The following is a 12,990-nucleotide window of genomic DNA, read 5'->3' as shown; positions in this document are numbered from 1 at the left end:
GCTTTACCCTCGGCATCCAGTGCCAGAGGTCAGGTCGGCACACCGGGGCACATCCCGAGATCGCCGCCGGCTTGCCCCGCCTATCATTTGCCGCCGCCGCAATGCCGCCCAGGTGGCGCGGCCAGCCGCTTCACCCATCCATCCTTCCACGAGAAAGACGCGGGATTGCCATGCACCTTCGTATGACCCCTCTGGCCAGCCTCCTGTCGCTGGCCCTGATCGCCGTTGCGGCCACTGCCGCCGAGGCGCCCGCTCCCAAGACACCGGCGCCGACGACGCCGTCAACGCCGGGCAAGCCCGGCCAGGATGCGCCGGCCGCGCGTCCGACCGGTGCTGCCGCGTCCGGCCCTGCTGCTGCGATGACGCCACCGCCCGGTGCCGATGAACCCAAGCCTTACGACAAGGTCATCACCGCGGACGCCAAGACGCAGGACGGCCTGTTCAAGATCCACACGATCAAGAGCAAGCTGTATTTCGAGATCCCGAAGGCCATGCTGGATCAGCAGTTGCTGATGGTGGCCACGGCCATGGCCGTGCCCACCGGCACGGACCACATCGGCCGCGAGATCAATGAAGACGTGGTGCGCTTCGTCCTGAAGGGCAACAAGGTCCTGTTCCAGACGGTGTCGCACGCCTACGTGAGCGACCCCGGCCGCGCCATCGCGCCGGCCGTGCAGGGCTCACAGCGTGACACCATCCTGGCCAGCTATCCCGTCGAAGCCTTCGCCAAGGACGGCTCGCCGGTGATCGAGGTGAGCAAGCTGTTCACCACCGAAGTGGGCGACTTCTCGGCCCGGCAGGTTGTGCGCGGCACCGGCCTGGACAGCTCGCGCAGCTTCGTCGACAGCTCCAAGGCCTTCCCCGGCAGCCTGCGCGTGGATGCCGTGCAGACCTATGGCTTGATGCCTGCATTCAACATGCCCACGATCCCGGGCATGCCGCCGCAGCCTGCGCCGCCAGCCCGCAGCGGCAGCGTCAACGTGGCCTACAACATCGTCAAGCTGCCCGAGCAGCCGATGATGCCGCGCCTGATGGACGACCGCGTCGGCTTCTTCAACATCTCGCGCGTCGACTACGGCAGTGACGAGCATGAAAGCAAGCGCGAGCGCCTGATCACCCGCTGGCGCCTCGAAAAGAAGGACCCGACGGCCGCGGTCAGCGAGCCGGTCAAACCCGTGGTCTGGTACATCGACAGCGCCACGCCGGCCAACATCGTGCCCTACGTGAAGAAGGGCGTCGAGCAATGGAACGTCGCGTTCGAGGCCGCCGGCTTCAAGAACGCGATCCAGGCGCGCCCCTTCCCGACCAAGGAAGAGGACCCCGAGTTCGATCCGGCCGACGTTCGCTACAGCATCATTCGCTGGGTGCCGTCGCCGGTGGCCAATGCCTATGGTCCGCACCTCAGCGATCCGCGCACCGGCGAGATCCTGAACGCCAACATCGTCATGTATCACAACATCATGCAGCTGCAGCGTGATTGGTACGTGACCCAGGTCGGCGCCGTCGATCCGCGCGCCCAGAAGCTGCCGCTGCCCGACGACCTGATGGGCGACCTGGTGGCCTATGTGGTGACGCACGAAGTGGGCCATTCGCTGGGCTTCCCGCACAACATGAAGTCGAGCTCGCTGTACCCGGTCGAGAAGCTGCGCGATCCGAAGTGGCTGAAGGAGATGAGCCATGTCGCCACGCTGATGGACTACAGCCGCTTCAACTACCTGGTGCAGCCGGAAGACAAGGTCGATCCGGCGCTGCTGATCCCCAAGATCGGCCCCTACGACATCTTCGCCACCAAGTGGGGCTATATGCCGGTGCCGGGCGCCAAGACGCCTGAGGCGGAGCGCACTGTGCTCAACGCCATGGTGCGTGAACAGGACAGCAAGCCCTGGCTGCGTTTCAGCACGCCCAAGGGCGAAGGCGACCTGGGCGAGAACACCGAGGCGGTGGGTGACGCCGACGCGGTGACGGCCACCACGCTGGGCACCAAGAACCTCAAGCGCATCGTCAAGATGCTGCCCGGCATGACGCTGAAGGACGCCCGCGAAGACAAGGCGCTGGAAGAGCTGTACGGCGCCACCTGGGGCCAGTGGAACCGTGAGCTGGGCCATGTGGTGGCCGTGGTCGGCAGCTACAGCACGCAGAACAAGCATGGCGACCAGCCAGGTGCCATCTTCACGCCCACCCCCAAGGACAAGCAGGTCCGCGCCGTGAAGTTCCTGTCCGAGCAATTGCTCGCCACGCCGACCTGGATCCTGGACCCTGCGATCACCGAGCGCCTGCGTCCGTCTGCCCCGGGCACCATGCTGCTGAACAGCCAGCGCAATGTCTTGCGCGGCCTGCTGGACCGTTCGCGCATGGCTCGCATGCAGAACCAGGAAGCCGCTGGCGGCGACAAGGCCTACCGCACCGATGAGCTGCTGGCCGACCTGCGTGCCGGCGTGTTCACCGAGCTGAGCAGCGGCGCCAAGATCCAGCCGGCGCGCCGCAATCTGCAGCGCGTCTATCTGGAGCTCCTGGGCGAGCGCGTCAATGCGGCTGGTTCTTCGGCAGGCGACGACAGCAAGGCCCTGGTTCGCTCCGAGCTGGGCGAACTGCGCGGCCTGCTGGCCGCCAAGGCCGGTGCCGCGGGCGACCGCGTGCAGCGCGCCCACCTGGCGGCGCTGGCCGACTATGCCGGCAAGGTGCTCGACCCGAAGATGGCCGACAACAGTTCTGCGGGTGCGAGCCCGGTGATCATCAGGACGGGCATGGACGAGCAAACCTGCTGGCCAACGGGCGACTGAAGCTGCACCTGCACCAGATGACGAGGCCGGCCTTTCGAGGTCGGCCTTTTTCTTTGTACTTGCTCAAGGGTGGAGGTCTCTTGACGGCACGTTGCAGCCACTCGCGAAGCCACTTCGGGAGAGCGTTGCACGGCAACCCGGGCAGCCGCACGGCTCAGGCAAGGGGGCCGGCCTTGCAGGCCGACTTCCCTGCGCTGCTCGCAACTCGGGGCGGCACGCAACTCGCTCCATTCACTTCGTTCGTTGCGCTCAGACAGGGCGTGCCAAGTCAGTCGTTGAGGCACGCTGCGCGTGCTGCCCCGAGCCGCTGTGCTGCTCGGCCCCTTGCATTCACCGCGCAGCTGCCCGGGTCACCGTGCAACGCAGCGCCGCGTGGGGGTGTTTGCTCGCAGGCCACGACCGCTCGCCGGCACAGGCTGGCCCCGCTGCCGGGCGATTTGTGCGCGGCCGAGAGCGCAGCAGCACGGGCCGGGCGTGCGCAGCACGCTTCAACAACTGACTTGGCGCGCCCTGTCTGAGCGGAGCGAGCCGACGGTGAGCGCAGCGAGTTGCGCGCCGCCGGCCCGTGATGCGAGCACCGAGGGGAGTTGGCCGAGAGGCCAACCCGCGCACCATGAGCCCGGTGGCGGGGCCAGCCTGTGCCTGCCGCCCGACCTCTGCAAGCGCGAAGCGAACGGCTGCTACGTGCGGTAGCAGCCCGCCTACGCCGCTGTACAGCATCAATTTCGGGCGTGGGTCACCCGGTACTCGGCAACACCAGGCAGGTCGTTCAGGCGACTGGAAAAGCGGATCAGTGTCTCGCCGCGGAAGTTGCGTTTGGCGGTGCAGACAAAGCGCCATTCCTCGCAGTCGCCTTTCTTCTCAATGGACAGCGAACCTGGCGCGAAGCGGTAGCCGATGCCATCGCTGAAGGATGACAGCTCGCGCTGCTCGAACTTTCGCCCCGGAGCGCCGCGTATCAGCACCGAGATGGCCGGGTGCGAAGGCAGCTTGGCTTCGAGCTTGGCGCCCCACATCATCAGGCTGGCGCACAGCAAGGTCAGTGCGATGGCCGCGAAATAGAAGCCCATGCCCAGCACGATGCCGATGGCCGAGGCGGCCCACATCGAGGCGGCGGTGGTGAGGCCCGAGATGTTCATGCCCTCGCGCATGATCACGCCGGCACAGAGGAAGCCGATGCCGGTGACAACGCCCTGGATCACGCGCGTCGGGTCCAGCATCGGCGGCGCGCCGCCGCCGGCCACATGGCCACCGAACCACTGATCGGGATAGCCCACGAGGATGGTCACAGCGCAGGAGGCCATGCACACCAGCGCATAGGTGCGCATGCCCGCCGCTCGACCGTGGTACGCCCGCTCGTAGCCGAGGATCAAGCCCAGCAGCATGGCGCCCATCAGATGCATCAGCATCAGCACATTGGCGGCCCATTGCGTGGCGTTCCAGTAGTGCAGCAGGTGGTCGAGATCGAGCATGGTCATGCGTCGATGCTAATGCTGGCGGCCGGCCGTGGCGCACAAAAAAGGGGCCTCGCGGCCCCTTGATGTTGTTGCCCGGCTATCAAACCGCCAGCAGTTCCACTTCGAACAGCAGCGTGGCGTTCGGTGGGATCACGCCGCCGGCGCCGCGGGCGCCGTAGCCCAGCTCCGAGGGAATCACCAGCATGCGCGTGCCGCCGATCTTCATGCCCTGCACGCCTTCGTCCCAGCCCTTGATCACTTCACCGCCGGCCAGGCGGAAGCGGAAGGGGTCGCGACGGTCCTTGCTGGAGTCGAACTTCTTGCCGCGGGTACCGTTCTTGTAGAGCCAGCCGGTGTAGTGCACCGTGACGCGCTGGCCGGCGCGGGCTTCGTCGCCCGATCCTTCCACGGTGTCCTGATACTGCAGGCCGCTCTCGGTGGTCTTCAGGTCCAGCGAGATTTCTTCATCGCCGCCGGCCAGGCCCAGCAGCTCCACTTCGAACAGCAGCGTCGCGTTCGGCGGGATCACGCCGCCGGCACCTCGGGCGCCATAGCCCAGTTGCGGCGGGATGATCAGCGTGCGCTTGCCGCCGATCTTCATGCCCTGCACGCCTTCGTCCCAGCCGGCGATGACCATGCCGCCATCGAGCTCGAACTGGAAGGGGTCGTTGCGGTCCTTGCTGGAGTCGAACTTGGCACCCTTTTCGCCGTCCTTGTAGAGCCAGCCGGTGTAGTGGACAGTGACGTCCTGGCCGGACTTGGCGACGGCGCCCGTGCCTTCGGTCGTGTCTTCAAACTGCAGGCCGCTTGGGGTGGTGTTCATGGTGGGTCTTTCTCTTCAGGAAAATTCAGCTGGCCGGCATCATGCCACGCCAGGCTTGCACCGCTGCTGCCAGCCAGTCCGGCAAGTGCCTGGCGTCCGCGTGCAGGCCGAGTGCGCAAGCGGCCTGGCGCAGGGCAGCCAGCGGGTCGGAAAGATCCAGCGCCTTTGCACCATTCTGCTTGGACAGCTTCTCGCCGTTTTCGCCCTGCACCAGTGGCGTGTGCAGGTAGCGCGGCAGCGGCAGGCCCAGCTGGCGCTGCAGCCAGATCTGGCGCGGCGTGTTGTCGGCGAGGTCTTCACCGCGGACGATGTCCGTGATGCCTTGCATGGCGTCATCCACCACCACGGCCAGCTGGTAGGCCCAGAGGCCGTCGGCGCGCTTGAGAACAAAATCGCCGACCTCGCGCTCCAGATCCTGCCGTTGCCGGCCCAGGCGGCGATCCGTCCATTCGATGATGCCGCTGCCTTGCGTCAGCAAACGCCAGGCGCGTGGCTGCCGGCCCTGCAGGCCGGCGCGGCAGGTGCCGGGATAGACCAGCTCGCCATGCCGCTGCTGGCTCCGGCCGGCGGCTTCCCAGGCGCGGGCGATGTCGGCGCGGGTGCAGGCGCAGCCATAGGCCAGGCCCATGTCCTGCAGGCGATTCAGCGCCTGCTGATAGATCTCGCCGCGCTGCGATTGCCAGACCGGCTCCTCGTCGCTCAGCAGGCCGCAGACAGCAAGCTGTTGAAGAATCGTCCGGTCAGCGCCGGCCACGCAACGCGGGCCGTCCACGTCCTCGATGCGGACCAGCCAGCGGCCGCCGTGGGCTCGCGCGTCGAGCCAGCTGGCCAGCGCCGCCACCAGCGAGCCGGCATGCAGCGGCCCGGTGGGAGAGGGCGCGAAGCGGCCAAGGTAGGGACGGGTGTCGCCGCCCATCAAAGAATCAGGCCCTCGTGCTGCTCCAGCAGGGCATGGCGCGTGGCCGGGCTCTTGAGCTTGTCCAGCCACCAGGCCAGTGCCTTGCCGGGTTGCTGGCCGCCGCTGTCTCGCCAGGCGTAGTGCAGCACGGCCATGCGCCGGCCCTGGTAGGTGTTCTTCTGGATCAGGCGGCCGGCCTCGATGTGTCGGCGCGCCATGCTGGCCGGAATGCCGCCGCAACCGAGGCCGCGCAAGAGGCATTCGAGCTTGACGGCCATCGAGGGCACGGTCAGCACGTCCTGACCGGGCACGATGCCGGCAGTGATCGGTGTCAGTTGCCGCGCCGTGTCGGCCACCGCAATCACGCGGTGCCCGGCCAGCGTGGTGGCGCTGAGCGGCTCTTCAAGCGGCGCGAGCGGATGATGGGGCGCCACGCAGAACAGCAGCTCCAGCTCACCCAGCGCTTCGCAATGGACCGCACTGCCTGGCAACTGCGGAGGGGTGCCGATGGAGAGATCGGCCTGGCCCGAGACCAGGGCTTCCCAGGTGCCCGAAAGCACCTCGGTGCGCAGCTTGAGCCGCGTGGGCGGGCCCTTGCTGCCGTCGCCGGCGTCCAGCTGATAGAAGGCCTCGAAAAGGTCGAAAAGCGCGCGCCGCGCCAGCGCGTCGTCGATGGCAATCGTCAGCTCGGTTTCCCAGCCGGTGGCCACGCGGCGCACGCGGTTGGCCACGGCATCGATCTCCTGCAAGAGGCGCCGGCCCTCGTTGAGCAGCTCCTGGCCGGCGGCGGTGAGCTGGGCCTGGCGGGAGCGGCGGTCGAAAAGCAGCACGTCCAGCGCGTCTTCCAGCTGGCGCACGCTGTAGGTCAGGGCTGACGGCACCTTGCCCATCTCGCGCGCGGCCGCTGCAAAGCTGCCGGTGCGGGCAATGCTGTCCATCATCGCCAGCGCTTCGGGCGTCAGGACATTGCGTTTGTCGGTTTGGGCCATCTCAGCGCCGCCCGGCCGCCCGTAGGCGCTGAGGCGCCCCCTTGGGGGGCAGCGAACGAAGGGAGCGTGGGGGTCTCATGACCTTCATCTTATTTGAACGATGGCTTCAAGCTGCACCAGGCCTCAAGACTTCGCCCCAGTCCTACAGTTGCCTTCATCGACACAAGGAGAGCAACACCATGATGGAACTGATCAAGTCCTGCGACCGCGGCCATGCCGACCATGGCTGGCTCAAGTCCTTCCACAGCTTCTCGTTCGCCGAGTACTACAACCCGCGCCGCATGGGCTTCGGTCCGCTGCGCGTGATCAATGAAGACCGCATCGCCCCGGGCACGGGCTTCGGCACGCACGGCCACCGCGACATGGAAATCATCAGCTATGTGCTGGATGGCGAACTGGCCCACAAGGACTCGATGGGCAACGGCCAGGCCGGCGGCGCCCATGCCGGGGTCATCAAGCCCGGTGATGTGCAGCGCATGAGTGCCGGCACCGGGGTGATGCACAGCGAATTCAACAATGCCAAGGGGCAGAACACGCATTTCCTGCAAATCTGGATTCAGCCGAACCAGCTGGGTGTGAAGCCCGGCTACGAGCAGCGCCACTACAGCGAGGCCGACAAGCGCGGCCGCCTGGCTCTCGTGGCCTCGGGTGATGCAGCCGAAGGCGCCGTGGCCATCCATGCCGACGCGCAGCTCTATGCCGGCCTGTTCGATGGCGCGGAGTCGGCCGACCTGCCGCTCGCTGCGGGCCGCCTGGCCTATGTGCACCTTGTGCGCGGCAGCGCCACAGTCAATGGGCAGCAGCTGAAGGCGGGCGACGCTTTGCAGATGAGCGAGCAAGCATCGGTGAAGATCGAGCAAGGCGAGCAGGCGGAGCTGCTGGTGTTCGACCTCGCGCCCTAAACTGGCGGGCATGGACAGCCTGCGCACCCTCCTCACCTCCCTGCCCGCCACCGACTGGGGGGCCCTGCTGCTGTTCTTTGGTGGCTGGATCGGCTATGCCACGCTGGCCAAACGCTGGTCGGTGTCCAAGGGCTCGCTGCTGGTGGCGACGAACCGCGAGCGTCGACGCTGGATGCTGCAGGTCACCTACCGCGAGGTGCGTGTGATCGACGGCGTGGTGGTGCAGAACCTGTCGACCAGCCCGTCCTTCTTCGCCTCGACCACCATCCTCATCATCGGTGGCTTGCTGGCCGCCATGGGCGCGAGCGAGAAGGCCACGGAGCTGGTGCGCGAGCTGCCGTTTGCGGCGCGCACCTCGGCCCTGGTGTTCGACCTCAAGCTGGCGTTGCTGGCCGCCATCTTCGTCTACGCATTCTTCCGCTTCACCTGGAGCATGCGCCAGTACACCTTCGGCGCATTGCTGGTGGCGGCGGCGCCCGACTTCGAACGCTTTGCAGAACAGGGCGATGCAGCGCGCGAAGCCTTTGCCGACCGTGCCGGCCGCCTGATGGGCATGGCCGCCGAAACCTTCAACGACGGCCTGCGCGCCTACTACTTCGCCTTCGCCGCAGTGAGCTGGTTCTTCTCGCCCTGGGCCTTCATGGCCGGCACGCTGGCGGTGATCAGCATCCTCTACTCGCGTGAGTTCCGCTCGGATGTGCTGGCGGTGTTGAAGGACGAGTCGGGCGGCTAGGCCTTGGCGGCGCGGACTGCAAGGTCCATCAGGGCAGCATCCAGCTTCGGATGGCGGAATTGGTAGCCCGCCGCCAGCGCCGCACGCGGTACGGCGTTCTGCCCATCGAAAAGCAGACTGGCCATCTCGCCCATCAGCAGGCGCATCGGCGCGGCCGGAACGCGCAGGCGCGCCCGACGGCCGAAGGAGGCTGCCAGGGCCTGTACGAACCGAGCCTGCGTCGCCCCGTCTGGCGCGACGGCATTGACGGCGCCCTGGATGTCGTTGCGGTCCATGGCAAAGCGGACCAGACCGACCGCGTCGTCCACATGCAGCCAGGGCGCCGCCTGGCGGCCATCACCCAGCACGGCGCCCAGCCCGAAGCGCGCTGCCCTCGCCAACATTGGATAGGCACCGTCCCCAGTCCCGAGCACCACGCCAAAGCGCATCCGCACCACCCGCACGCCCAGCGCTTCTGCACGCTGCGCTTCCTGCTCGATGGCGGCGCACAGGTCGGACTGGAACTCGCCGGGTCGGGGCGGGCTTGCCTCGTCGCGCGGTTCGAACGAGGCCTCAGGTGAGGCGCCGTAGAAGCCGACCGCCGAGGCGCTGACGAGCACCCGAGGCAGCTGCTGCAGGCGCTGCATCAGAGCCAGCAATCGGGCCGTGGTACCGGTGCGGCTGAGCATCAGCTCGCGCCGGCGTGCGGCCGTCCAGGGCTGTCCGAGCACGCGCGCGCCCGCCAGATGGATCACGGCATCAATGCGGGTCTCGGAAGCAATAGCATCCAGGTTTTCAACCACCCGCACGCCAGGGCCCAGCAGGGCGTGCGCCCGCCTGGCGTTGCGGGACAAGGCAATCACCGGGCGGCCCTCGGCGCGCAATTCCGCCAGCAGTTGGCGGCCGATGAATCCGGTCGCCCCGGTGATGAGGACGGTGGGCATGGTGTTGGGCTCAGGCAGGGAGAATGACCCTTATACGGGTCATGCGAGACAACGGATCGATGGAGCGCCCTACTGTGCGCGCAGCTCCATCCCGAGGCTCGCGCAGAGTTCGGCATGCAATTGCCACTGCCGCAGCCGCAGCTGTTGCAGTTCCTGCTCGCTCGAGAGGCGCGCATTGCGCGCCTGCAGCCAGTCCAGGCGGTTGATCAGGCCCAGCTCCAGCTTCAGCGCGGCGATCTGTTCGGCCTGCCGGGCTTCGTCAAGGCGCTGGCGCACGGCGGCTTCCTGCTCCTCGGTGCGGCGGGTTTCTATCAGCCGGCCTTCGATCTCGACCAGGGCCTTGTGCACCGTGTCGCGCAGGGCGAGGGCGGCCTGATCGAGCTCGCTGCGGGCCAGCTGGCGCTGCAGGTCCAGGCGCGGCCAGTCCACGAGGGGGACGACCAGGCTGGCGGCCAGCGATGCCAGGGGCTGGTCCAGCCAGCGCCGCCAGTCAGCGCTGCCGCTCGAGATGCCGCCGCTCAGCTGCAGTGAGGGGTAGCGCGTGGCCTCGCTGAGGCGCAGACGGACGAGGGCGGCATCGACCGCCAGCCGGGCCCTGCGCACGTCGACTCGCTGCTCCAGCACCTCGGCCGGCGTGCCCAGTGCGAGTGGCGCAGGCGCAGCCAGCGGCGGACCCGCATGGGCCTGCTCGGCCACGCCAACGGGCATCTGGTCCAGCAGCAAGGCCAGTTGCTGATGCTGCTGCGTCAGCTCGTGGTCCAGGTCGGAGCGGCGCAGCCGGGCCGACTGCACGGTGGCCGCCGCGCGGTCCACCTCGATGGGCAGCAGCTTGCCCTCCTTGACTCGCAGCCGCGTGATGGCGAGCGCCTCCTCGGCCTGGGCCAGGATCTGGTCCTGCAAAGGCTTCTGCGAAGCCAGGCTGCCGAGCTGCCAATGGCGCGAGGCGATCTGCGCGAGCAGCAGGGCGCGCGCCGCCCGCTGATCGGCCTGCATCGCCTCCAGCTGCTGCTCGCGCAGGCGATCCGTCATGGCCAGGCGGCCCCAGAGGTCGAGCTCGTAGCCGGCCATGGCGCTGAAGCCATGGCTGCGCGCCAGACCATCGGCCAGGCCCGCGCCACCAAGCTGTCGGCTCTCGCTGCGCGAGGCGCTGATACTGGCCTGGACCGAGAGCCGCTGAGCATCGACCTGGGCCTGGGCGAGCGCATCGCGCAGCCGCATCGCCGTCAGCCGCTGGTCGCGATTGCTGGCCAGGGCGCGTTCTTGCAGCGCCGCCAGTTGCGCGTCCTTGACGACGGCCATCGGCGCCGCATGGGCCGGCATGCTGCTCCATTGCGTTGGCAAGGGCTCGTTGTCTTGAGGCGCTGGACCCGGCTTGATCGACAGGTTGCTGCAGCCTGCCAAGAGGCACAGAGCGGCGAGGGCGAGTGAAGAAGGCTTGATGAGGAAGCTCGTCATTTCTTTTATTCGCGTGCCAGCGCGTCCACGGGGCTGAGGGCGGCGGCGCGGCGGGCCGGCAGGGTGCCGAACACCAGACCCACCAGGCTGGAGATGCCGAAGGCCAGGCCCAGCGCCTGCCAGGACACCGTGACCACCAGCTGCTTCTGCGCTGCGTTGATCGCCTGGGCGCCGAGCCAGCTCAAGGCCAGGCCGGCAAGGCCGCCAATGCAGCACAGCAGCACGGCCTCGATCAGGAACTGCAGGCGCACATCGGACTGGCGTGCACCCACCGCCATGCGGATGCCGATCTCGCGGGTGCGCTCCGACACCGAGACCAGCATGATGTTCATCACGCCTACACCGCCCACCAGCAGGGCGATGGCGCCGATGCCTGCGAACACCAGCGAGATCGCGCCGGTGACCGACTGGAACTCGCGGAACTCGGCATCGAGATTGGAGATGCCGAAGTCCTCCTGGCCATGCAGGGCCCGCAGGCGGTGCTTGACCTGCGCACTGACGTCGGCCGGCGGCAGCGTGTTGTCCAGCAGCACATCGAAGGAGGGCACGTCGGTGCTGCTGTCCAGCTTGCGGGTGTAGGTGCTGCGTGGCATCAGGATCTTGTTGCCCCAGCCGCCGAACTCGCTGCCATTGGTCTTGTCCACGACGCCGACCACGGTCATCGGCAGTGGTGCCACGCCGAGCGGCTTGTTGGGATCGCTCATGCCGCGGCCGGCCGACATGCTGGCCATGCTTTCGATCATCACCGTGGCGCCGAGCACCCGCTGGCCGGGCTTGAACAGGTTCTTGCGCGTGGCCATGTCGATCAGCACCACGGGTGCCATGGTCTCGATGTCGAGCGCGTTGAGCGCGCGGCCCTCGACCAGCTTGAGCCGGCGGTCGGCCAGGTCACCGGCTTCAGCGGCGATGGCATTGCCGCGCACGTCCTTGGACTTGTGCCGCAGGCTGACCTGCGATTCGCGCTTGACCGCGATGCTCTTCACGCCGGGCAGGGTGGCCAGGGTGTCCAGCTCCGACTGGCGGAACGGGCGCGGCTGCACGCCCGGCGGCAGCTTGTCATTGCCCTGATAGACCGGGATGCGGCCCGACATGAAGCCGCGCAAGCTGGACTCGACCTTCTCGCGCGCCGCTGCCGACAGCGCCACGATGGTGACGACCGAGGCGATTCCGATGCAGATGCCCAGCATGCTCAGCGCACTGCGCAGGCGGTTGCCTTTCAGCGAAAGCCAGGCGGTGTTCAGGGCCTCGCTCCATTGGCCCAGCTTCTGGCGCAGCCAGCCGCTGCTGCCGAGGCTGGGTCCTTCTGCATCGGGCTTGGCGCTGGGCTGGTGGCCGGCCGGCGTGCCACTGTCGCTGAGCAGCTTGCCGTCCTGCATCTCGATCACGCGGCGGGCGTGCGCCGCCACCTTGGGATCGTGCGTCACCAGGATGATGGTGTGGCCACGGCCATGCAGCTCGGAGAGCAGGGCCAGCAGCTCGGCGCCGCTGTGTGAATCGAGTGCGCCGGTGGGCTCGTCCGCGAGGATGATCTGGCCGCCATTCATCAGCGAGCGTGCGATGGACACGCGCTGCTGCTGGCCGCCCGAGAGTTCATTGGGCCGGTGGTGGCTGCGATCAGCCAGACCAAGCCGCTCCAGCAAGGCCTCGGCACGCGCGTGCCGGCTGGCCAGCGGCGCGCCGGCATAGACGGCCGGCAGGCTCACATTGCCCACCGCATCCAGGTGGGGCAGCAGGTGGTAGCGCTGGAAGACAAAGCCGAAATGCTCGCGCCGGAGCCGCGCCAGCTCGTCGGGCTCCAGCTCGCCGACATCGATGCCGTCCAGCCTGAAATGGCCGGCCGTGGGCTGGTCCAGGCAGCCCAGCAGGTTCATCAGCGTGCTCTTGCCCGATCCCGAGGCGCCGACGATGGCCACGAACTCGCCGGCCTCGATGGACAGCGACAGGCCGTCCAGGGCTGGCACATCGATGTCACCAATGCTGTAGTGGCGCTGGACCTGGTCCAGCTCGATCAGGGCGCTCACGGTGCCCGC

10 protein-coding genes and 1 pseudogene are annotated in these 12,990 nt (G+C 67.8%); 3 read left to right on the top strand and 8 right to left on the bottom strand.

The features are described 5' to 3' along the window. The first annotated feature begins 170 nt into the window (after nt 1–170). The gene (locus ABT392_RS09455; protein WP_395385921.1) at nt 171–2,780 is read left to right on the top strand and encodes a zinc-dependent metalloprotease; all 2,610 of its coding nucleotides are present in this window, start codon (nt 171–173) and stop codon (nt 2,778–2,780) included. A 719-nt stretch (nt 2,781–3,499) separates the two neighbouring features. Here the strand turns inward: ABT392_RS09455 and ABT392_RS09450 are convergent. From ABT392_RS09450 to ABT392_RS09430, 5 genes and pseudogenes are all read right to left on the bottom strand, one after another. Continuing rightward, a complete protein-coding gene (locus tag ABT392_RS09450; RefSeq protein WP_395385922.1) occupies nt 3,500–4,258 on the bottom strand; it encodes an MgtC/SapB family protein in 759 nt (252 codons plus the stop codon). Between the two features lie 79 nt (nt 4,259–4,337). Beyond that, nucleotides 4,338–4,685, bottom strand: a complete 348-nt coding sequence (locus tag ABT392_RS09445) for an FKBP-type peptidyl-prolyl cis-trans isomerase (protein ID WP_395386837.1) — start codon at nt 4,683–4,685, stop codon at nt 4,338–4,340. A 30-nt stretch (nt 4,686–4,715) separates the two neighbouring features. Further along, nucleotides 4,716–5,060 (bottom strand): annotated as a pseudogene (locus ABT392_RS09440) (FKBP-type peptidyl-prolyl cis-trans isomerase); the annotation flags it as partial. A gap of 25 nt (nt 5,061–5,085) precedes the next feature. Further along, on the bottom strand, nt 5,086–5,976 hold the full coding sequence (gluQRS, locus tag ABT392_RS09435; protein ID WP_395385923.1) for a tRNA glutamyl-Q(34) synthetase GluQRS: 891 nt from the start codon (nt 5,974–5,976) through the stop codon (nt 5,086–5,088). Next, nucleotides 5,976–6,947 carry a LysR family transcriptional regulator gene (locus ABT392_RS09430; protein ID WP_395385924.1) on the bottom strand — a complete coding sequence of 324 codons (972 nt, stop codon included), beginning with the start codon at nt 6,945–6,947 and terminating at the stop codon, nt 5,976–5,978. The genes gluQRS and ABT392_RS09430 overlap by 1 nt, the downstream gene beginning before the upstream one ends. 179 nt (nt 6,948–7,126) lie before the next feature. Between ABT392_RS09430 and ABT392_RS09425 the strand changes: the two genes are divergently transcribed. Continuing rightward, nucleotides 7,127–7,849 (top strand): pirin family protein, encoded by a 723-nt coding sequence (locus ABT392_RS09425; RefSeq protein WP_395385925.1) that lies wholly within the window; start codon nt 7,127–7,129, stop codon nt 7,847–7,849. Between the two features lie 10 nt (nt 7,850–7,859). Next, the gene (locus ABT392_RS09420) at nt 7,860–8,582 is read left to right on the top strand and encodes a DUF599 domain-containing protein (RefSeq protein WP_395385926.1); all 723 of its coding nucleotides are present in this window, start codon (nt 7,860–7,862) and stop codon (nt 8,580–8,582) included. Here ABT392_RS09420 and ABT392_RS09415 read toward each other — a convergent pair. From ABT392_RS09415 to ABT392_RS09405, 3 genes are all read right to left on the bottom strand, one after another. After that, a complete protein-coding gene (locus tag ABT392_RS09415; protein WP_395385927.1) occupies nt 8,579–9,505 on the bottom strand; it encodes a TIGR01777 family oxidoreductase in 927 nt (308 codons plus the stop codon). The two genes, ABT392_RS09420 and ABT392_RS09415, sit on opposite strands and share 4 nt — an antisense overlap. Before the next feature lie 69 nt (nt 9,506–9,574). Further along, nucleotides 9,575–10,960: a TolC family protein gene (locus ABT392_RS09410; protein WP_395385928.1), complete on the bottom strand. Its 1,386-nt coding sequence runs from the start codon at nt 10,958–10,960 to the stop codon at nt 9,575–9,577. 5 nt (nt 10,961–10,965) lie between these two features. Next, the gene (locus ABT392_RS09405) at nt 10,966–12,981 is read right to left on the bottom strand and encodes an ATP-binding cassette domain-containing protein (protein ID WP_395385929.1); all 2,016 of its coding nucleotides are present in this window, start codon (nt 12,979–12,981) and stop codon (nt 10,966–10,968) included. Nucleotides 12,982–12,990: the final 9 nt, after the last annotated feature.

The organism is Paucibacter sp. JuS9 (assembly GCF_044043925.2).
Classification (GTDB): Bacteria; Pseudomonadota; Gammaproteobacteria; order Burkholderiales; family Burkholderiaceae_C; genus JAUASW01.
This window is presented reverse-complemented; position numbering and strand designations above follow the sequence as displayed.

What these genes read in the sequence shown, in the direction of transcription:
- ABT392_RS09455 (WP_395385921.1), top strand. Translation starts at nt 171, where the DNA reads ATGCACCTTCGTATGACCCCTCTGGCCAGCCTCCTGTCGCTGGCCCTG.
- ABT392_RS09450 (WP_395385922.1), bottom strand. Translation starts at nt 4,258, where the DNA reads ATGACCATGCTCGATCTCGACCACCTGCTGCACTACTGGAACGCCACG.
- gluQRS (WP_395385923.1), bottom strand. Translation starts at nt 5,976, where the DNA reads ATGGGCGGCGACACCCGTCCCTACCTTGGCCGCTTCGCGCCCTCTCCC.
- ABT392_RS09430 (WP_395385924.1), bottom strand. Translation starts at nt 6,947, where the DNA reads ATGGCCCAAACCGACAAACGCAATGTCCTGACGCCCGAAGCGCTGGCG.
- ABT392_RS09425 (WP_395385925.1), top strand. Translation starts at nt 7,127, where the DNA reads ATGATGGAACTGATCAAGTCCTGCGACCGCGGCCATGCCGACCATGGC.
- ABT392_RS09420 (WP_395385926.1), top strand. Translation starts at nt 7,860, where the DNA reads ATGGACAGCCTGCGCACCCTCCTCACCTCCCTGCCCGCCACCGACTGG.
- ABT392_RS09415 (WP_395385927.1), bottom strand. Translation starts at nt 9,505, where the DNA reads ATGCCCACCGTCCTCATCACCGGGGCGACCGGATTCATCGGCCGCCAA.
- ABT392_RS09410 (WP_395385928.1), bottom strand. Translation starts at nt 10,960, where the DNA reads ATGACGAGCTTCCTCATCAAGCCTTCTTCACTCGCCCTCGCCGCTCTG.